This window comes from Psychrobacter sp. DAB_AL62B (assembly GCF_028895345.1).
Taxonomy (GTDB): domain Bacteria; phylum Pseudomonadota; class Gammaproteobacteria; order Pseudomonadales; family Moraxellaceae; genus Psychrobacter.
The window spans coordinates 110,929-132,272 of the sequence record NZ_SAXC01000007.1 but is presented as its reverse complement, the minus strand read 5'-3'; the positions used below and the strand labels follow the sequence as shown (position 1 = coordinate 132,272).

The following is a 21,344-nucleotide window of genomic DNA, read 5'->3' as shown; positions in this document are numbered from 1 at the left end:
ATAGGCAAAACGAATATCTAATAACTATTTAATGAAACAATAATCACTATTGAGCAATGTATAAACGACAAATAATCTATTTAAAGGCATGGTATTAACTATTTTAAATTCGATTTGAATGTTCAAATTTAGGGAGTGAACGTGGATATACTTATTATCGTTGGCGTGGTTGTCATACTGGCATTTGTTTTTGTTATGGCAGCACTTTTGATGCTGAAAGCCTTTTATATTAAGGTGGAGCAGGGTACGGCGCTCATTATTAACGGGGTTAATAAAATTGCCGTACGTTTTGATGGTGGCTTTGTTTGGCCGGTTATCAACAAAAAAGAACTAATGAGAATCTCGCTTATCACCTTAGAGGTAGATAGACGAGGTAAAGAAGGACTGATTTGCGCGGATAACATGCGTGCTGACATCACAGTTGCGTTTTATTTGCGCGTTAATGAAACCGAAGAAGACGTCCTTAAGGTTGCTAAATCTCTTGGCGCTGAGAGAGCATCAGACAAAGTCGCTGTTAATGAGCTGTTTAATGCTAAGTTCTCGGAAGCATTAAAAACAGTTGGTAAGCAAATTGATTTCGTCAAATTGTTTGAAAATCGCAGTGAGTTTCGTGACAGTATCGTTAAAGAGATTGGCAATGATTTAAACGGCTATATCTTAGAAGACGTGGCAATTGATTACTTAGAGCAAACGCCAAAATTGTCGTTAGATTCAAGTAATATCTTAGATGCTGAAGGTATCAAAAAGATTACTCAACTGACGGCCTTTCAAAACATCATTACCAATGAGCTTGAGCGTGATGAAGAGCTAGCGGTTAAAAAGAAGAACGTTGAGACTAGAGAAGCTATGCTTGAGCTGGAACGTCAGCAAGCGGATGCCGAAGCCAGACAGCACCGTGAAATATCTTCTGTGATTGCACGTGAAACCGCTGAAACGCGCAAGATTGAAGAAGAAGAACGTAAAAAATCTGAGACAGCCGTGATCATGGTTGAGCAAGATTTGGCGATTCAGCGTGAAAATCAACAGCGTGAAATCGAAGTGGCTGGACAAAACCGCTTGCGTGCTGTCGTCATCGAAGAAGAGAAAGTCACGCGTGCTCGCGATTTAGAAATCGTCTCGCGTGAGCGTGAAGTTGATTTACAGCGTATCGAAGCTGAACGCGCGATTGAGCTTGAGAAAAAAGAAATCGCCAACGTCATTCGTGAGCGTATTGCAGTAGACAAAACCGTTGCTCAAGAAGAAGAGCGTATCAAGGAAGTCCGTGAAGTCAGTGAAGCTGAGCGTTCTAAGCAAACGCGCGTATTAGCAGCTGAAGCAGATGCGGAAGAAATCAAAGTACGTCAGGTGAAAAAGGCGGAAGCAGAAGAGCTATCTGCTAAGCATAAAGCCGTTGAGATTACCACGCTGGCTGCCGCCAATCTTGAAGCCGCTGCTAAGGATTCTGAAGCTAAAATAAAAATGGCTGAAGGTATTAAAGCGGAAGAGTCTGCGCATGGATTTGCTGAAGCAGCTATTCAAGAAGCCAAAGCATCATCGCTTGAAAAAGAAGGGATTGCCAAAGCCAATATTATCAAGGCCACAGGGCAAGCGGAAGCACAATCAGAACGAGAAAAAGGCATGGCTGATGCTGAGGTTATCGCAGCTCGCGGTGAGTCAAGTGCTAAAGCCGAGCGTGATATCGGGCTAGCAAATGCTCAAGTTATCGCCGCTCGCGGTGAATCAAATGCTAAGGCTGAGCGTGAAGTTGGGCTTGCAAAAGCTGAAGTAACCCGCGCCCATTTCCAAGCGGAAGCCGATGGTCTGGTCGAGAAATTCAATGCCATGAGCAGCATGAGCAAAGAAGCTCGCGAGCACGAAGAGTTCCGTATGGGACTTGAAACGGCATTGCAAGAAGCAATGGCGTCGATTGAAGCCGGTAAAGAGATTGCGAAAGAAAACGCTGAAGTATTGGCAGTGGCGCTACAAAAAGCCAAAATCGATATCGTTGGCGGTGAAGCGCACTTCTTTGATAACTTTGCTAAGTCATTATCGATTGGTAAAGCCATTGACGGTCTCGCTGGCAAGTCAGATACGTTGAGCGGCATTATCAATACGATGATGGCCAATCAGGTAATGAGCAAAGCCAATAAGCAAAGCGATGACAGACCTGCTTAATCTATAGCCAGTCTTAAATAAGAGAAGTATAGATTTTATCACGTACTGCTGAGATGAGTTTTTCTTGCTTGCTGTGCCTGCACAGACAGAGGCTGCGAAAAATTAATCCCAGCAGCACTGCATACTTTTAAAAATAGATTAACTATCAATATTGACCATGCACACAATAGTAAATGAAGTGTGTTATTAAAGTAAGTGGTGATCTAGGTTGCCATTTACTTTTTGCCAACTCAACGTCAACCCTGACAGTGAGTTGGTTAATCTAAAAAAACCGGCAGTGATTAATTGTTTTTTTAGATTAGCCAAGTGCTTATTTAATTCAAAAAATTCCTTAGATTTATCTTATTGCCTAAAAATAAAAATGGACGAGCAACGATGGCGGATACGCAGAATTCAATCGATTCAGGTAGCAAAGACCAACATAATAAAGCCGAGCAAACCGATCAGGCGGTTGCTTCAGGTAATGCTTATGAGCTTATTAAAAAACGCCTCACAGAGCAAGGCAGTCGTCTAGAGCAACAAACTGCCAAGCTGAATCATGCGCGCCTGCAAGAATTTGGCAGCACCCAGATGCAAGTCATTGCTCGCACACGTATTCGTACCGAATATAACTGTGTGGCGCAAGATATGGTACAAGTAGGCGAGTACCTGCTATTTGGCTACAATGTATTTATGGGTCTCAAACGTGCGAGTAATATCAAAGATGTGCTCTCGCTATATCGTTTGAGTGAGCCAGCAGAGGGCGAAGAAGAATATCAGCTCGAGGAAGTAGAATTAAAAAACACGTTTTTAGATCAACATGCCTTTGTCCAAGACTTCAATGAGTTATATCGATATTACAAACAAACGCGGCTAATCCAGCTGACGGTTAAAGACAGCAAATTGCTAATGGCGTTCCAAATCGGTGAGCGTATCAGTGATATTCGCGTCTTTCGTTTTGCATTGGATTTTAGTGAAAGCGTGCCAGAGGCTGCGCAAGTGGCTTATGTGGATAATCGTGGTGAGCGCGATATTGAGCTTCCGCCTGCCTATGATTTTGATTGGATAGAAACCACGCGTGATCAGATGATCAATGGCAAATATCCGCATATGAATATCTTAGATACGATATTTGTCGAAACCGTCGGTGGCGATCTAACCATTAAGATTGAGGATAATACGCAATCAGGACAAGGTATTTATAGCGAGCCTGTGAATGATCGTACCCAGTCATTGACCGATGCAGATATTGCTTATGCCAAAGTGGGCAGTTTAATTTTACTCAAAGTGTTGCCGTATCGAGAAGACAGTTACCGCTATTTTGTGTATAACACCTTGACCGAAGCCGTGCTGCGCTTAGACGTTATTGGACAATCATGTGTGCAGCTGCCTGAGGATCACGGCATTATTTTCCCTGGCGGTTATTACTTACAAACAGGCGAGCATAAGTTGTTTGATGCCAATCATGCCGGTGCTAAAAACTTACAATTTAAGCGTAAAATCGTCTCACCAAACGGAGAAGACGTACTTTTCTTATTCTACGATGTCGCTAAAGGCGTCACAGGATTGTTTCCATATAACTTGATTAAAAAGCAACTGGCCAATCCCATTTACTGTAATGGTATGGCACTCGCTGAAGATGGTCGCTTGGTACTGTTTAGCGACCAAAGTGAAGCGTCGCGCATCCATCCGATGCAGATATGGCATACCCCTTATGCGTCACCTGAGTATGTGAGTGAGCTGCCTGAAAGTACCAGTTTTTATGGCAAAATCGGTAATAAAGAATTGGTACGCGGTATCTCCGATCTCTATAGCATCACCCGCCTCATTGACAATCAAAGCGTCTCACAAAAACTCTATGAAGAGCTTGCAAACAATACCAGTCGTCTCTTTGATAGTTATTATTGGCTATCAGAGCCTGAGCTTGATGAGGTTGCGGGCAGTATTAAAGAAGTCACCGCCACCGCTGAGCTGGTCATTGACGAGTTTGCCAAAGTACAAAGCATCCAAAAGCAAACCCAAAATGCGCTGAGCAATGCTGAAGAAAAACAAAACGACATCTTGCGGCAAATAAAAACCACCACCTTTGAGTCTGCCAGCGACTATGTCGATCAGTTGTCTGCGATTAGACGCCAAAAAGGCCATTTAGTTAGCTTAGAGGACTTGCGTTATTTAGACGGCGATAAGCTTAAAGTGTTGCAAAGTCAATTGGAGCTGTCCGAGGCTGAGCTTGCTGAACAAACGGTGCAATATTTAAGTGCTGATGATGCGTTATCAAGCTACGAAGGCGTTTTAGCTGATGTCAGTGAGCGCTTAAATACCGCTGAAACCAATAGCGAGCTAAAACCCGTCCTAGAACAAATCGATGAAACGGCGCAAGGTTTGGATTTATTAACTGAACTACTAGGTACATTAGATGTTGCTGATGCGACCGTGCGTACGCAAATCATTGATGATATTTCTGCTATTTATGCTCGATTAAATCAAAGCAAAGCCAAACTCAATCACAAGCGCAAAAATCTCGGTTCTGCCGAAGCCGTTGCTCAATTTGGCGCGCAATTTAAACTGTTTGGTCAATCGATTGCCAATGCCTTATCGATTGCCAATACGCCTGAAAAATCAGATGAGCAAATGGCAAAATTACTGGTGCAATTAGAAGAGCTAGAGAGCCAGTTTGCCGATCCAGAGACCAACAGTGGCGATCAGTTTTTAGCCGATATTATCAGTAAGCGTGAAGAGATTTACGAAACCTTTGAAAATCATAAGCAGCAACTGCTCGATGCGCGTAACCGCAAAGCCCAGAATTTAGGTGATGGCGCATTGCGTATGCTTGAGAGTATCAAAAAACGTACCCAAAGTACGGGGGTCACAGGATTTAAAGAAGAAGATGCGCTCAATACTTACTTTGCATCAGACGGACTGGTACAAAAAGTACGTGCTATCGCCAAAGACTTACAAGTTATGGGCTTTAGTGTCAAAGCAGATGACATCGATGCGCGTCTTAAAGCCATACAAATTGAAAGCTATAAGAGTCTAAAAGATAAATCTGACTTATTCGAAGATGGCGGTCAGATTATTAAATTGGGCAAGCACCGTTTTTCAGTCAATACCCAACCATTAGATTTGACTTTACTTAGTCGTCAGCAATCCAATGGCGCGCGCGTGCTGAATTTGCATCTAACCGGTACTGACTACTACGAAGTGCTTAACAATGCCGAGCTAAACGCTTTACGCCCGTATTGGGATATGAATAGGGCTTCAGAGTCTGATATCGTGTACCGCGCAGAATACTTAGCTTATAGCATTATTGAGAGTGCTAAAAACAGTCAGGACGGACTGACCGAAGCGCGTTTATATCAGGCTTATGATGAGACGCTGTTAACTTTCGATAGCAAGGGTGATATAGACGAAGACAGTCCGCTACCTAAACTCGTCAGAGTTTATGCGACGCCGCGTTATCAGCTCGGTTACGACAAAGGTATTCATGACCACGATGCCACGCTGTTATTGCTGCAAATATTACCCACGCTACGTGAAGCGGGTTTGCTCATTTATACCCCGCAAGTACGGGCGTTGGCGCAATTATTCTATTGGCAATTAAGCCTCGTACAAGCACTTGGCTTAGAAGCGCTACAGCAATTTGGTTATGATGCTTGGTTAAATGAGTCCGTACTAACGCGAGTGAGTAACTGGACAGATAGAGCCATCACCGCTGAACAACTGCGCCGTACGTTAGGTAGCGATACCGCCAAAGCGCTGTTGGTTGAAGACATGACGCACGTAATGCGTAACTTTGTTGCCGCTTATAATGAAGATAAATTTGGTTTAGAGGACAGCTCAGATTCAGAAACTGGTCAAATTCATAAAGCCACTCTTTTTAATAATACTACTGTCTTTCAGCAAAGCTATGCGCAACTTGCTAGTGAATATTTGGTCAGCGTCATGGGTCAAGTCAGTACGCCCAATGGCAATATCGAGTGGCAGACTAGCCAACAAGCCCAGCAGTTGTGCGAGCAGTTGAATAAAACCCTCAATAGCTCATCAGGAAACGCGCAAAATGGCGCAGGCTTTGAGCAATTACAATCCTCAGTTGGCAAGCTTGGATTGCAGCCCAAATCGGCCTATGAATTGCTGGCTACATGGTTCCATGCGCTACTTGACCAAATATATGGCAATGCTCAAACGGCTGACAGTCAGAGCGAGTCAAGCGGCGATAATGCGCTTAGTGAAGAGCAGCAGGCCAAAACCGAGGAAGAAAAAACCTTACGTAAGCAGCAATTAGCAAGTGGTCGCCATTATGTACCCGAAGCGATTGCTATTTTACTCACTCAACTCAATGATGGTCAAAAGGAAAATTTGGTACAGTGTCTTATCGAGTCAGGGATAAGCTTTGATAATATTGATAAAGGGGCAACGAGCACTTCGTTTTCATCGACCTCTTTATCGACTTCGCTGACCAGTCTCAATAACCCGCTGAATCAAGTAACAAGCTTTGAGCGCAGCACAGGTAAAGTATCGCTTGAGAGTCAGGTCAAGCATCTACTAGGTGAGCATCAGCGTATCCAACAGCAAACCTTAACCTTTGCCGTTGATGATTTCTTGAGTCGTTTGCATCATCATGATACGCAGGTTATTCCTGCCTATAGGCGTTACCTAGCTCTGCGCTCAGAAATCTTGCGCGATGCAAAAGAAGCGTTACGACTTGATGAGTTTATGCCGCGTCCATTGTCATCCTTTGTGCGTAACCGTTTGATTAATGAAAGCTATCTGCCATTAATCGGTGACAACCTTGCCAAGCAAATGGGTACGGTCGGCGAAGATAAGCGTACCGACTTGATGGGTATCTTGATGATGATATCGCCACCAGGTTATGGTAAAACCACCTTGATGGAATACGTTGCCAACCGTCTGGGCTTAATTTTTATGAAAATTAATTGCCCGTCTCTCGGTCATGACGTTACTTCTTTAGATCCTGAAAAAGCGCCCAATGCCACCGCACGAGAAGAGCTGAATAAAATAAACTTAGCCTTTGAGATGGGCAATAACGTCATGCTTTATCTCGATGATATTCAGCATACCCATGCCGAATTTTTGCAGAAATTTATCTCATTGGGTGATGGCACGCGTCGTATCGATGGCGTCTGGCAAGGTAAGACCAAGACTTATGATATGCGTGGCAAAAAATTCTGTGTGGTCATGGCAGGTAACCCTTATACCGAAAGTGGCGAAGCCTTCAAAGTCCCTGATATGCTCGCCAACCGAGCCGATATCTATAACTTAGGCGATATCATGAGCGGCATGGAAGAGATATTTGCCCTTAGTTATATCGAAAACTCGCTGACCTCTAACGCGGTATTAGCGCCCCTTGCCAATCGTGATTTAGCAGATGTCCATCGCCTCATTAAAATGGCAAAAGCAGACAATACTAATCTCGCCCAAGTACAAAGCAGCGAGCTGACCTATCCTTATAGCAGCTCAGAGATTAATGAGATTGTCTCTATCTTGCGTCATATGTTTACGGTGCAAGAAGTTATTTTGGATGTCAATCAAGCCTATATTGCTTCGGCCTCGCAAGATGATAAATATCGCGTCGAGCCGATATTTAAGCTACAAGGCAGTTACCGTAATATGAATAAGATGACCGAAAAGCTGTCGGCGGTCATGAATGAAGAAGAGCTTAACCAGCTGATAGATGACCATTATCTAGGCGAGTCGCAGCTATTGACCCAAGGCGCAGAGAGCAATCTACTGAAGCTCGCTGAGATGCGTGGTGAATTAACTGAATCCGAAGCGGCACGTTGGGCACAAATCAAAACGGATTTCTTACGTAACAAAGCCATGGGTGGAGAAGACGGCGACGTCGGCGCGCGTATCGTCGCTCAGTTGGTCGACTTGGCGAGTGGATTTAATACCATTAGTAGCCAGTTTGATAAATACCTCACCCAAAACAACCCTGAGGAAATCGCCCGCTTGCGAGAAGCAGGGCAACAAGTGCAAATCGATGCGCAACTTGAATCGCAAAAAATTCTCGCTGATAGCTTTATAACGGGTTTTGTAGATAATGCTAAAGTGGTCAGTGACAGTATCGACAATGGCTTTGAAAAAAGTATGAATCAGCTGATGCAAATCTATAAGCATGATCACAATGCTGAAAAGGCGGAAGGCGAGCAGCTTCAGCAAAGCCAAGAGATGCAAAAACAGCTGATGGTGCAGCTGGTCGATGCCGTCGAGCAACTGGCGCATAAAATGGCGACTGGCTTATCTCATAGCTTAACCGACAGCCTGCTCAAGCATGAGGAGAACACAGCGAATCAAATGCCAGCTATTGATGTGCCTGACATTACAACACAGACGGCGCTGATGGCAAACGCACTTAAGCAAGCGTTAGAACCACTCAATATGCGTATGGATGAAAAGCTCGCAATCGATAGCAGTACCGATCAATCAGGTAAGCTAATCGTCAATAGTCTCAATAGGCTTAATAAAATATTTGATGATTATGACTAGAGCGTTGGTAATAGAGGTAAACTATCGGTGTATGAAATAAACCACTGAGAAAAATATGGCGCATAAGAAAAAGAACGTTCGAAAAAAACTCTGCCCCGTCTGCGAGCGTGAGTTTAGTTGGACTAAAAAGCTAGATAAAAACTGGGAGAGCATGGTCTATTGCTCCGACCAGTGTCGCCGCGTGAAAAAGTATGAAGGATTGGATCATCAAAAAGAAGATAAGTAGGCGTTAATAAGCCGTTAGAGATATACGGGAGCAAGGGATCAGACAATGGCACATAAAAAAGTAAATTTACCGCAAAAAATCTGCCCCGTTTGTCAGCGTCCGTTTAGTTGGCGCAAGAAGTGGGAAAAGGATTGGGAGCAGGTGGTCTATTGTTCGGAGAAGTGTCGGCGTACAAAAGTAAAAAATGATTAGCCTAAAAATAAAAGAATCAGCCGATCTATGGATGAGCTGATTCTTTTTTTAAATATTAACGACTATTGACGCTGAAAATTTAAAGACTCGCCGCTATCTATTGTGCCATTGTCATTCTCATCAAATTCAAGCGTGAGGGTGTCACCAGATACTTTTAGATACCGCTTAACATCATCTGACAATCCTGCTTCACCATTATCATCATAGATTTGGCTAGTGGATAAAATTTTTGTGGTAGGGTCTATGCTGTAGTTACCCCATTCCATACCGTTTAATGGATTAGACATCATAGGTGCACTATCGATTCCTAACTGAATGTAACTGCCATCATCTTCACCATTAGTTGCTTCATCGGTGAAAACTAATGCCAATAAACTGTCATCAGTAGTTGTATTTTTCCAATAGCCTGATAACCCCTCAGACTTAATCCTAGAAAAAGTAAAAGATTCATTACTACCTATTGTGCCATCATTATTTTCATCGATACGAAGTATTAATTTATTGTTGACGACTTCGGCATAAGTAGTCACCCTATCGGACAAACCACTGCTATTATTGCCGTCAAAAAGCACATTGTTGGTCAGTAGGCCAGTAGTTTTATCAACGCTATACTTACCCCACTCCATACCATTTTCAGGATTGGTTACTGATTCATCGTCATCAACTTGTGCTACAACATAAGTACCATCATCGAAGAAGGCGACCGTTGTTAGATTATCTTCAGAATCATCACTGTCCCAAACGCCTACAATTGCCCTATTAAAATCTGGCTGAGTAGGGGTTTCGGAGCTAGCTGAGTCATCGGAGTCGTCACTGCCACATCCTTGTAGTAGCAAAGCAGCTGTTGCTATAGTCAACAAAGTTATTTTAAAAAATTTCATTTCATCTCTCCTTGATTATAAAATTTAAACTATGCGAACTTAAGATATTACTTATGCCTCCTTCCTTGAAACGACCGATGAAGGTCTCATAAATTTATTGTAATCTGCATATTTGTATATGTACATATATAAATATTTAAATTTACCAAATAATTTAAGGTAATTTACGTATACCAAATAGCATGTTATTTTCAACAACTATCCAAGTGGTTTGCGGTCTGTTACATGGTGTAGACACTAGAAAAAGAGCTAAGCGTAAAATAAAGAAAGTGAACAGGTAAGAGCGGCAATAAAAAGCCAATTATCAGTGATTGATAATTGGCTTTTTGAACAAGTGAGGCATGTCTACATGCTAAATAACTCTATCACCTATAATACTACAAATTCGGATTTAACCACTTCTCAGCAGTCTTCATATCCCAACCTTTACGCTCAGCATAGCTCTCTAACTGATCGGTGCTGATTTTACCGACGTTAAAGTATTCACTATTAGGATGCGAGTAGTAGAAGCCGCTAACCGAAGACGCAGGCCACATCGCATAGCTTTCGGTCAAGATAGTGCCGATAGCGTCGCCTGTACCAATCCATTCGAACAGCTTACCTTTTTCGGTATGCTCAGGGCAGGCAGGGTAGCCAGGTGCTGGACGGATACCGACGTATTTTTCTTTAATCATCTCATCATTGGTGAGGCTTTCCTCAGCCTGATAACCCCAATACTCTTTACGAATCAGCTCATGCAGATGCTCAGCAAAGGCTTCAGCTAAGCGATCAGACAAAGCCTGCGCCATAATGGCATTATAGTCATCACCAGCGGCTTTATATTTTTCAGCGAGCGCTTCTGTACCAACGATGGAGACGGTAAAGCCGCCAAGATAATCAGTATGAGTTTCCGATGGTGAGATAAAGTCTGCTAAGCTAAAGTTTGGCTTGCCACTGGCTTTATCACTTTGTTGACGTAAGTGCTCAAACTGATAGGTTGGGCTGCCACCTTGCTGTGGGTCATTGTCATAAACGGTGACAGTATCGTCACCAGTACGACGTGCTGGCATCAGCTTAAACACGCCCTTCGCAATGATTAACTTTTCATCAATCATTTTTTGTAGCATCTCTTCTGCGTTACCAAACAGATCACGAGCTGCTTCACCAACCACATCATCTTGCAAGATTTTTGGATATTTACCTGCCAGACCCCACGATATAAAGAACGGCGTCCAGTCGATATAAGGTAGTAGATTATTAATCGGGTAATCATCAAGGATAACTTGTCCTAATTTATTAGGCACAGGCGGTACATAGTTGTCCCAGTCATCTTTATAGCCAATGTCGATTGATTCCGCATAGGATATTTTCGCCGCTTTTGGTTGACGTTTCGCTAGGCGCTCACGCACTTTTATGTATTCTGCGCGGGTTTCATCGATCAACCCTTGGCGATGTTCTTTTGATAGCAATTTCGTCACTACGCCGACAGAGCGCGAAGCATCTGCCACATAAATAACGCCATTGTTTTGGTATTGCGGCTCAACTTTGACCGCCGTGTGTGCTTTAGAGGTTGTTGCACCGCCAATCATCAACGGTAATGTTATACCGCGTTCTTGCATTTGTTTGGCGACATAGACCATCTCATCGAGACTTGGGGTAATCAGACCTGATAAGCCGATGATATCGACTTCCTCAGCGATAGCGGTATCGAGGATTTTTTCACAAGATACCATGACGCCCAAATCGACGATGTCATAGCCATTACAGCCAAGTACCACGCCGACGATGTTTTTGCCGATATCATGGACGTCGCCTTTGACTGTTGCCATGAGGATTTTACCTTTCTTTTCGCCTTCGACTTTTTCCGCTTCGATGTACGGGTTGAGCCACGCGACCGATTGCTTCATGACGCGAGCGGATTTGACTACTTGCGGTAAAAACATTTTACCGGCACCAAATAAATCACCGACGATATTCATACCGTCCATTAATGGCCCTTCGATGACCTCTAGTGGTCTAGGATATTTCTCCCATGCTTCTTTGGTATCGGCTTCAATAAAGGTAGTGATACCTTTTACTAACGCATGGGCAATGCGCTCTTCTACTGTGCCTTCGCGCCAAGTCATGTCGACGGTGCTGTCTTTTTTCTTACCACCATCTTGATAGCTCTCAGCGATGGTCATTAGCCGTTCGGTGGCATCTTGACCAGTCTCGCCTTGATTGCGGTTGAGCATCACATCTTCGATGGCATCGCGTGCTTCTTTAGGAATATCGTCATATAACTCAAGCATGGCAGGGTTGACGATACCCATGGTTAAGCCATTTTGAATCGCATGATAAAGGAATACGGAGTTGATGGCTTCACGGATAGGGTTACCACGGAAACTAAACGAGACGTTCGATACGCCGCCCGATACCATAGCATTCGGCAAGTTTTCCGTAATCCATTTGGTCGCGTTGATAAAGTCGGCACCGTAGTTGTTGTGCTCGGTAATACCGGTGGCCACGGCAAAGATATTGGGGTCAAAGATAATATCTTCAGACGGGAAACCTACTTCATTAACCAATACGTCATAGCTGCGCTTACAAATCTGAGTTTTGCGCTCAAAGGTATCGGCTTGTCCATCTTCATCAAATGCCATGACAATAATAGCAGCACCATAGCGCATGCATAACTTTGCGCGCTCGACGAACTCAGCGTGACCTTCTTTTAAAGAGATAGAGTTGACGATAGACTTACCTTGGATGCGCTTCAAACCTTCTTCGATAATGTCCCATTTTGAGGAGTCAATCATCAAGGGTACGCGGCTAATGTCCGGCTCGCCCGATACTAAGTTGACGAAATGAATCATCGCTTGTTTGGAGTCAAGCATGCCTTCGTCCATGTTGATATCGACGATTTGTGCGCCGCCTTCGACTTGGTCACGGGCGACATCGAGCGCTTCGGTATAAGCTTCGGTTTTAATCAAACGCAAGAATTTCTTTGAACCGGTAACGTTGGTACGCTCACCAACGTTGACGAACAAGCTATCAGGCGTAATAGTAAATGGCTCAAGTCCAGATAAACGGCAAGCAGGTGCAATCTCAGGAATGACGCGCGGTGGATAATTTGCCACCATGTTAGCGATTTGGCGAATATGTTCAGGCGTTGTACCACAACAGCCGCCGACGATATTTAGGATGCCTGCTTTGGCAAAGCCTTCAAGCAGTGCCGTAGTTTCCTTAGCACTTTCATCGTATTCGCCAAACTCATTGGGCAAGCCCGCATTTGGATGTGCTGATACACAAGTGTTGGCGATATTCGACAGTGTTTGAATATGTGGACGTAGCGCATCAGCACCAAGCGCACAGTTAAAGCCAACGGATAATGGCTTGGCATGGCGAATTGAGTTATAAAAAGCTTCAGCCGTTTGCCCTGATAAGGTACGACCCGAGGCATCGGTAATCGTACCCGAAATCATAATGGGCAATTCAAAGCCAATATCATCAAACACACCCGTCACCGCAAAGATGGCGGCTTTGGCATTTAGCGTATCGAAAATGGTCTCAATCAAAATGAGATCGACGCCACCTTCCATCAGTGCTAGCGTTGCTTCACGGTAGTTGAGCACCAACTCATCAAAAGTAATATTACGAAAGGCAGGATCATTAACATCAGGTGATAGCGAACAAGTACGCGATGTCGGACCAATAACTCCAGCGACGAAACGTGGCTTATTAGGTGTCTTAGCAGTGAACTCATCAGCGGCTTCACGAGCAATCTTGGCAGCGGTTTTATTCAGCTCGGGTACCAGATATTGCATATCATAGTCGGCCATCGATAGGCGCGTACCGTTGAAGCTGTTGGTTTCGATAATATCAGCGCCCGCCTCAAGGTGAGCAAGGTGAATCTCTTTAATCATATGCGGCTGTGAGAGTACCAGTAGATCATTATTGCCACGCACGTCTTGCTTAATATCAGCAAAACGCTCGCCGCGATAGTCTGCTTCCTCAAGCTTATAATTCTGAATATGCGTTCCCATCGCACCATCAAGCATCAAAATTCGTAACGCCATCTGTTCCGTGATACGTGCGCGTGCTGTCAACTGCTGTGCTTTATAAGGGAACACCTCAGGCGGTGTCAATATGAAATCGTTAGGATTGGCATTTGGGTTGCCATTGTCGACAGCTGGCGTGTCAGAAGATACGGTGATACTGGTTTGAGGAGAGGTCATCGAGGTCATAGGAACACTGCTTATATTATCAATATTATAAAAGAGGAGATAAAGAAACGGGGTAAAAACATGAAAAGAAAAAAGTTGCAAATCCATATTATTCTAGCATGAAAAATGGCGCATTCGCAGGTATGTCCTTATTCATCTTTAGCAAAAGGAGCGTTCAGCAGCTATCTACTATTTATATAGGCTTAGTCATTATAAATAACTCGTCATACTATCTATTTAGGACGTACTTGAAAATACTATTAGCGCAAATGCCTATCATTATCTTTAATAGCCACAAAAGGTCTTTACTTTCAAAATGAAATTAGACATTTGCCTAAAAAATAGACAAAAATTACACGTATATTACAAAAAACAGCGTAAATGCAAATTGATAAAGTTATTTTATATGTTAATTTAAGTTTAGAAGGATTGGTTGTTTATAAGATTTACTTAATAAGTCTATGGTAATAGCCATTAACTAATAAGCAAATGCTAATGACTATCAGCTACTAAGTATTAGCTGATGTTTAAACAGCTAGCCTGATAAAAGAACAAGCTAATTGGTAAATAAGACAGTAATAAAAAGTAGGACACACTCAATCATTAAGGACAATATTATGAAAATTACTAAAATTGCCACCATCGGTGCATTAGCAGTATCATTAGCGGGACTTAGCGCCTGTAATAACATGATGCCGCAAAAAAGCGCAGCAATGAAAGCGCCTATGCACAGTCAGTCTATGGCAAAAATGAACGTGGTACAAATTGCACAAAGTAATCCTGATTTCTCGCTACTCGTTGAAGCGGTAGTGGCGGCAGACTTAGCTGGTGCGTTGTCTAATCCCAATGCTAACTTTACAGTACTTGCTCCAACCAATGCGGCTTTTATGCAAGTATTGAACGAAACAGGTATGAGCAAAGCTCAACTGTTTGCTAACAAGCCACTGTTAACTAAAATCTTAAGTTACCATGTGATTAATGGTGCCGCGCCAGTATATGCGAAAGATGTTATGCCGGGTAATGTCATTATGCTTAGCAAAGATACGCTCATGGTAACGAATCAGGGCAAACTAATGGATGAAAGTGGTCGCACTGCCACTATCCTAAAAACGGATATCGCTGCTACTAACGGTGTGGTACATGTGATTGATAGAGTGCTATTACCTAAATAAGTTTTAATTGAAAATTTTAAATTAAAAAGTATAGAAGTACTCACTTATCATGTTATCAAGGATGACCGAGTCTTTGCTTCTGAAACCCTGGCACACAGTCAAAAAATGCTTGAAGGCAGTAGTATCACCGTTGATGATAAAAAACAGATTACTGATAATAAGGGCCGTACCTCTAATATTGTGATGGCTAATATACAAGCTAATAATGGTGTCGTACACGTGATCGATACAGTGTTGCTACCTAAATAAGCATCAATTAAAAATTAATCCGTTAAAATCGTAGTTATTGACATAGCGGATTCAAAGTTAAGACTGGCTGATTAATGATTTTAATAAATAAATCGCCAACTGCTATTTTCATTGGTTAAAAAAACGATTCGTTAAGGAAATCACTTAACTCATTCTTCATCTATAAGGAAATATCTATGTTAAAGAAAAACTTACTATCTATCGCAGTCGTGACAGCAGCAATTTCATTAGCAGCTTGTAACGATAAAGAAGCTGTTGTCGAGCCAGTAGAGCCAGAAGCGACCACTGATGTAGTCGTTGAGCCAGAAGTTGCTCCTGAAGCAGTCGCAGAAGCTGATGCAGCACCTATGCCTGAAGCAGCAGCGACCCAAAGTATTGCTGAAATGGCTGCTGCAAACCCGGATTTATCAATACTAACTGCTGCATTAAAAGCTGCTGGTCTTGACGGTATGATGATGGACGCAGGCACATATACAGTATTTGCTCCAACTGATGACGCATTTGCTGCTGTATTGACTAAATTGGACGTTACTAAAGAAGAGTTATTGGCTAATACCGATTTGCTAAAAAGCGTACTACCGTACCACGTTGTTCCTATGGTAGTGAAAGCAGCTGACATTCCTTATGACACTGCTATTGAAACGGTTAATGGTCAAACCATTACTATCGGTTCTGATAATGTTATTACCGATGCAAGTGGCAATAAAGCTACTATTACTGCAACAGATATGATGGCGACTAATGGTGTTGTCCATGTAATCGATACCGTATTATTACCTAAATAATTATTACCTAAATAAGGTTTTATTAAAAATAACACCTTATTATAAATAATATCTAAGAAGCCTAGCTATCGAGCTGGGCTTCTTTTTGTCTATTAATAAGCTATAAAGAGCCATGGTTCAAACCATTTAAAAAAGTAGGATATTGCTGGGATGGATTTTTTGTAGCATTGAGCCAAGCTTATTAATGGCAAGCTAGAAAGTTTATACCTATAAAAAGTGACTCTCATTATAAAAATGTCAGTCTTAACGTATCGATTCTACTGTGCCTTGATTAGAATAATAGGTAGTGGTATGCAAACAGAAAAGCCCGTGAGCATAGTCACGGGCTTTTTTTTAATGGTTTTACTAACTTAGTAAGTATTATTTACTTTAGAGATTTTTACTTGGGATCTTTATGTAAAGGATCATTGTTCATTGCTGCCATCTGTTTGCGATGACGCTCTTCCCAATACGGCGCGTTTTTGATACCGAATTTAGCGGGATCAAAACTATAGCGTGTCACGCCAGCTTTACGCTGTGCTTCATAGTCTTTAAGCATAGTGAGCGTTGGGCGAGCCACAAAGAAGATGACCAAGATACCAACAATGTTAAGCCAAGCCATAAGGCCAACACCAATATCACCGATGTCCCAGATATAACCTGCTGAGTTAAGACCGCCGTATGAAACCATAACCATAATTAAGATTTTAACTAAGAAAACACCTTTCTTATGAGCACCGCGGCTGATAAAGCGGGTTAGATATGCAATGTTCACTTCAGCGATATAGTAGTAGGCCAAGATAGTCGTAAAGGCAAAGAAGAATACAGCGATTGCGATAAAGACATTACCAAAGGTACCGTATACCGATTCCATCGCCATTTGCGTAAAGGCGGGTGAGTTAATTTCAGTAGTAGCAGCTACATTTTGGAGAATGAACTGTCCATCTGGTAACGTACCTTGAATGTTATACATACCAGTAGATAAAATCATAAATGCCGTAGCAGAACAAACTAGTAATGTATCTACATAGACTGAGAACGCTTGTACCAAACCTTGCTGTGATGGATGCTCAACTTCAGCAGCAGCAGCAGCATGAGGGCCAGTACCTTGACCCGCTTCATTAGAGTAAATACCACGTTTTACACCCCAACCAATTGCCGCACCAAAACCAGCTTGTGCAGTAAATGCATCACCAATGATCAAACCAAATACATCTGGGATCAAACTGAAGTTGCTGAACATGATGATGAGTGCTAACGCAATATAACCAAGCGCCATAAAAGGAACGGCGTACTCAGTAAAGGTTGCAATACGTTTAATACCACCGAAGATGATAATACCTAGAATAACGAGAATGATACCTAGCGCCACTAAACGCATAGAGCCGACTTCTAAGCCGCCGACATTCATGATCGTACCTTCACCCATCACCTGAGCAAAGGCACTGATAACACCGTTTGCCTGAACGCCTGGCAAGAATATACCACAGGCTAAGATAGAGGCAACAGCGAATAGGATGCCATACCATTTCTGACCGAGTGCTCGCTCGAAGTAATAAGCAGGACCACCACGGTATTCGCCAGTAACAACGTCTTTTTCTTTATAAATCTGTGCAAGTGTTGATTCAACATAGGCGGTAGATGCGCCTAAAAACGCCACAACCCACATCCAAAATACGGCTCCTGGGCCACCGAAGCCGATAGCAGCAGCTACCCCGGCGATGTTACCCATACCCACACGACCAGCAAGCGAGACGGCAAGTGCCTGAAATGATGAAATACCATCAGCACTGGACTTACCAGTGAATAGTAATTTAATCATTTCACCAAATAGACGAACTTGTACGAAGCGCGTCATGATGGAGTAAAATAAACCTGCGCCCAAGCATAAGTAAATTAATGCTGGGCTCCAAATAATTCCGTTTACTAAATCGACTAAACCTTCCATATATCTATTCCTTCAACTGTCTCAAAATGACTATATATGAGGATGCAAAGAGTGAGCTAACGATTTAATATCCTTATTAACGCTAGCCACTCAAACTTTTTGCATATACTTAAAATTATCTTTTAAGCTTCATATGTGCATAGTCACCAAGAATGGACTGTAGTTGTCTGTATTTATCCGCTTGGCTTAGTACTAAGCTTGGCTATGCTCGCTCGTTTACTGTCAATATAACTTGGTGTTTTGTCGTTCTGTTATAAGCCTAAACACTGTTGTTAATAGACCAATGGATAAAACAGGCGGTTATAATATTAAATATCCATCATCATGACGGTATTCGATTTACTATGAGCGGTATCGGCTGAGCACAATTGCGTAATAGAATCATAAAGCGATGATTTGTCTGTCTATTCATTCTTTTAAATGATAAATAAATCATTCGCTAGTACTAACGAATAAATAAGTCCACTACCAAATGTGTGCAAACCGTACAGCTACGTAACTGCAATTTGCCATATTTTTTCGTCAATTACTACAATTTTTTTCTTACAAGTATTTATATAGTCATTTCGATAAGCGTTATTGAGAGATAGAATGCCGTAGGCTATGGTGTAGGCATTGTTTGTATCCATATTGAATGTTTTATTAATAGTAGGTGATGAGCAAGCTTATCAAGTTACTTAGTCAAAACAGAGCGCAAGCTTATGCTACAAGTCGTTGCTTGCGGTTGTGTTTTGGTAACGATGAATTGTAAAAAAAGCGTTATAGCGCCATTATTAGCACAATATATCGTAGGCTATGAATATGAAATAGTAGCTTATATAGTCTCGTACTATTATAGTTTCGTACTATTTAAGATAGCATCCAAAAAAGTAGTAAAAAAGCACACTAAAAATTTGTTATTCATTATTTGATTTTTATCATTATTAGGAGACGCCACAATGACGCGTAAATCTATTGTAAAACCTATGTTGCTATCGGCTGTATTAGCGACTTCTACCGTTGGTTTGACCGGTTGTGGTTATAACAATCTTCAAGCCCAAGATGAGCAAGTGACCGCTTCGTGGTCAGAAGTGGTCAACCAATACCAACGTCGTGCAGACTTGGTGCCAAACTTGGTAAAAGTCGTGCAGCAGTATGCTGAGCAAGAACAAGAAGTCTTTACCCAAGTGGCCGAAGCGCGCTCACGTGCTGGTAGTATTACCGTGACGCCAGAGGTACTCAACGACCCTGAAGCGATGGAGCGTTATGCCGCCGCGCAAGAACAGATGACTGGCGCGCTATCACGCCTAATGGCAGTCTCTGAGCGCTATCCTGAGCTAAAATCGGATGCGTTGTTCCAAGACTTACAAGCGCAGCTCGAAGGGACTGAAAATCGTATTACCGTCGCTCGTAACCGCTATATCCAAGAAGTACAAGGTTACAATACGACGGTGCGTCAATTCCCAACCAATATTACTGCCAAAGTATTTGGCATGAATGCCAAGCCAAACTTTAGCGTGGCTAATGAAGCGGAAATATCGACCGCACCAAGTGTTGACTTCGGTGATGATGCAGAGAAAGCTCAGTAAAACCAGATGAATGGATAATGGCTAAAGGTGAGCGCTTATTCTCTCTTTATCTATTAAATACTTGGTTTATTAAACTGAGTTTTTATGCCCGTCTTAGCCACATTTTTGCTGATATGAACACATATAGGTATCTATACATCATAATACCATAGCGTGTTCATACCTTTAGGTGATGGTAAGAGGGCAGCTTGCTTAGTAAAACGTCATTTGAAAGCCGTTATTGCTATATCAATGAATATTGTTGTATCGGCTAATATTGTTGCACCAATTTATTTAGTACAGATGTTACTTGAGGCGGTATAGATTAGATGAATAATTCAAAAACACTCTTATCAGTATTATTATTCACACTAAGCATCAGTAGTGCGTCTGTGCTGCATGCGGCGCCCAACGATAATGCCATTGCTACTGACAATCCCTCGAACATGCAAAACCGTAGTGTCGAGGACTTAGTGGCTATTGCCAAAGCAGGCGAGTCCAACGAAGCAATCAATGATGCCGTATTAGGTAACGAAGCGATTAATGAAGCCATCCTCGGCAATGAGGCAATAAATCCTAATGCTGCTAATACTGATGGCGTAGCAGCGACGCGAGCTCCAACAAAGCCGCCTGTGCAGTCAACTACCGCTAGTGTTGATGCCGATAAGCTTATATTAAATAATCCTGTTATTGATCAAGCTAATATCTTAAACCCGCAAGAAAAACAACGCTTAGAGGCGCAGCTGCGTACGATTTACCAGCAAGGATTAGCGCAAGCGGCGGTTGTCATTGTGCCTACTACCAACGGTGTGCCCATCTTTGACTATGCTTTGCAGGTTGCTGAGAAGTGGCAGCTTGGCAATAAAGACATCGATGATGGTTTGTTGATGGTCGTCGCTGTCAATGACCGTGATATGTATATTTTAACGGGTTACGGACTAGAAGGCGTATTACCAGATGCGGCGGTGAATCGTATTATTCGTGAGGATATTACCCCATTATTTAAGCAAGATGATTATGGTGCTGGCATATTAGCAGGCGTCAGCGCCCTTGGTGCTCGTCTGACCGCTGACCCTGAAGTATTGGCTCGTGCTGATGCACAGGCGGCTGAACGTAATGCCCAGCAAGGCTCAGATGAGCTGCCATCACCTATTTTCTTGTTCATCATGGCGATGATATTTGGTAGCTTTATTACCAGTATATTTGGTCGCGTATTTGGTTCTATTCTTACCGCAGGTGGTTTTGTTGCAGGCTCACTGGCATTGGGCGGCGGTCTATTTATGACCATCATCATGGCAATATTTTTATGGCTATTTTTAATTTCACGCGGCGGCGGCGGTGGCGGTAAAGGTGGACGCGGCGGCGGACGTAGAGGCGGCGGTATGATCTTCCTACCCGGTATGGGCGGCGGTGGCGGCGGCTTTGGTGGTGGTGGTTTCGGCGGCGGCGGTTTTGGCGGTGGCGGCGGTGGTTTCGGCGGCGGCGGCGCTGGCGGTTCTTGGTAAACCTATACACTAGATGACAGCCAGTAATGGCGTACTTGA

General features: G+C 42.9%; 12 protein-coding genes. 9 read left to right on the top strand and 3 right to left on the bottom strand.

The features are described 5' to 3' along the window. Positions 1–141: 141 nt before the first annotated feature. The 4 genes from EPB74_RS10325 to EPB74_RS10310 all read left to right on the top strand — a co-directional run bounded on the left by EPB74_RS10325 (position 142) and on the right by EPB74_RS10310 (position 9,058). A complete protein-coding gene (locus tag EPB74_RS10325) occupies positions 142–2,154 on the top strand; it encodes a flotillin family protein (protein WP_274904067.1) in 2,013 nt (670 codons plus the stop codon). Positions 2,155–2,529: 375 nt separating this feature from the next. After that, on the top strand, positions 2,530–8,640 hold the full coding sequence (locus EPB74_RS10320; RefSeq protein WP_274904066.1) for a DNA repair ATPase: 6,111 nt from the start codon (positions 2,530–2,532) through the stop codon (positions 8,638–8,640). Between the two features lie 55 nt (positions 8,641–8,695). Next, positions 8,696–8,866: a DUF2256 domain-containing protein gene (locus EPB74_RS10315; protein WP_010196547.1), complete on the top strand. Its 171-nt coding sequence runs from the start codon at positions 8,696–8,698 to the stop codon at positions 8,864–8,866. Between the two features lie 45 nt (positions 8,867–8,911). Beyond that, entirely contained in the window at positions 8,912–9,058 is a 147-nt protein-coding gene (locus EPB74_RS10310) for a DUF2256 domain-containing protein (RefSeq protein ID WP_274904065.1), read from the top strand. A 62-nt stretch (positions 9,059–9,120) separates the two neighbouring features. Here EPB74_RS10310 and EPB74_RS10305 read toward each other — a convergent pair whose 3' ends face one another. Together EPB74_RS10305 and metH are read right to left on the bottom strand one after the other, a co-directional pair. After that, on the bottom strand, positions 9,121–9,939 hold the full coding sequence (locus tag EPB74_RS10305) for a hypothetical protein (RefSeq protein ID WP_274904064.1): 819 nt from the start codon (positions 9,937–9,939) through the stop codon (positions 9,121–9,123). Between the two features lie 377 nt (positions 9,940–10,316). Continuing rightward, positions 10,317–14,132, bottom strand: a complete 3,816-nt coding sequence (gene metH, locus EPB74_RS10300) for a methionine synthase (protein WP_274904090.1) — start codon at positions 14,130–14,132, stop codon at positions 10,317–10,319. 605 nt (positions 14,133–14,737) lie between these two features. Between metH and EPB74_RS10295 the strand changes: the two genes are divergently transcribed. The 3 genes from EPB74_RS10295 to EPB74_RS10285 all read left to right on the top strand — a co-directional run bounded on the left by EPB74_RS10295 (position 14,738) and on the right by EPB74_RS10285 (position 16,326). Further along, positions 14,738–15,292 (top strand): fasciclin domain-containing protein, encoded by a 555-nt coding sequence (locus tag EPB74_RS10295; protein WP_089555069.1) that lies wholly within the window; start codon positions 14,738–14,740, stop codon positions 15,290–15,292. 6 nt (positions 15,293–15,298) lie between these two features. Continuing rightward, positions 15,299–15,541: a fasciclin domain-containing protein gene (locus EPB74_RS10290; RefSeq protein WP_342462772.1), complete on the top strand. Its 243-nt coding sequence runs from the start codon at positions 15,299–15,301 to the stop codon at positions 15,539–15,541. A 176-nt stretch (positions 15,542–15,717) separates the two neighbouring features. After that, the gene (locus tag EPB74_RS10285) at positions 15,718–16,326 is read left to right on the top strand and encodes a fasciclin domain-containing protein (RefSeq protein ID WP_089555068.1); all 609 of its coding nucleotides are present in this window, start codon (positions 15,718–15,720) and stop codon (positions 16,324–16,326) included. A 379-nt stretch (positions 16,327–16,705) separates the two neighbouring features. Here EPB74_RS10285 and EPB74_RS10280 read toward each other — a convergent pair whose 3' ends face one another. Further along, a complete protein-coding gene (locus tag EPB74_RS10280) occupies positions 16,706–18,253 on the bottom strand; it encodes an alanine/glycine:cation symporter family protein (RefSeq protein ID WP_079690947.1) in 1,548 nt (515 codons plus the stop codon). A gap of 938 nt (positions 18,254–19,191) precedes the next feature. Between EPB74_RS10280 and EPB74_RS10275 the strand changes: the two genes are divergently transcribed. Beyond that, positions 19,192–19,821, top strand: coding sequence for a LemA family protein (locus EPB74_RS10275; RefSeq protein WP_274904063.1), 630 nt, complete (start codon positions 19,192–19,194; stop codon positions 19,819–19,821). A gap of 308 nt (positions 19,822–20,129) precedes the next feature. Continuing rightward, the gene (locus tag EPB74_RS10270; RefSeq protein WP_274904062.1) at positions 20,130–21,305 is read left to right on the top strand and encodes a TPM domain-containing protein; all 1,176 of its coding nucleotides are present in this window, start codon (positions 20,130–20,132) and stop codon (positions 21,303–21,305) included. The last annotated feature ends 39 nt before the right edge of the window (positions 21,306–21,344 follow it).

What these genes read in the sequence shown, in the direction of transcription:
- EPB74_RS10320 (WP_274904066.1), top strand. Translation starts at nt 2,530, where the DNA reads ATGGCGGATACGCAGAATTCAATCGATTCAGGTAGCAAAGACCAACAT.
- EPB74_RS10315 (WP_010196547.1), top strand. Translation starts at nt 8,696, where the DNA reads ATGGCGCATAAGAAAAAGAACGTTCGAAAAAAACTCTGCCCCGTCTGC.
- EPB74_RS10310 (WP_274904065.1), top strand. Translation starts at nt 8,912, where the DNA reads ATGGCACATAAAAAAGTAAATTTACCGCAAAAAATCTGCCCCGTTTGT.
- EPB74_RS10305 (WP_274904064.1), bottom strand. Translation starts at nt 9,939, where the DNA reads ATGAAATTTTTTAAAATAACTTTGTTGACTATAGCAACAGCTGCTTTG.
- metH (WP_274904090.1), bottom strand. Translation starts at nt 14,132, where the DNA reads ATGACCTCTCCTCAAACCAGTATCACCGTATCTTCTGACACGCCAGCT.
- EPB74_RS10295 (WP_089555069.1), top strand. Translation starts at nt 14,738, where the DNA reads ATGAAAATTACTAAAATTGCCACCATCGGTGCATTAGCAGTATCATTA.
- EPB74_RS10285 (WP_089555068.1), top strand. Translation starts at nt 15,718, where the DNA reads ATGTTAAAGAAAAACTTACTATCTATCGCAGTCGTGACAGCAGCAATT.
- EPB74_RS10280 (WP_079690947.1), bottom strand. Translation starts at nt 18,253, where the DNA reads ATGGAAGGTTTAGTCGATTTAGTAAACGGAATTATTTGGAGCCCAGCA.
- EPB74_RS10275 (WP_274904063.1), top strand. Translation starts at nt 19,192, where the DNA reads ATGACGCGTAAATCTATTGTAAAACCTATGTTGCTATCGGCTGTATTA.
- EPB74_RS10270 (WP_274904062.1), top strand. Translation starts at nt 20,130, where the DNA reads ATGAATAATTCAAAAACACTCTTATCAGTATTATTATTCACACTAAGC.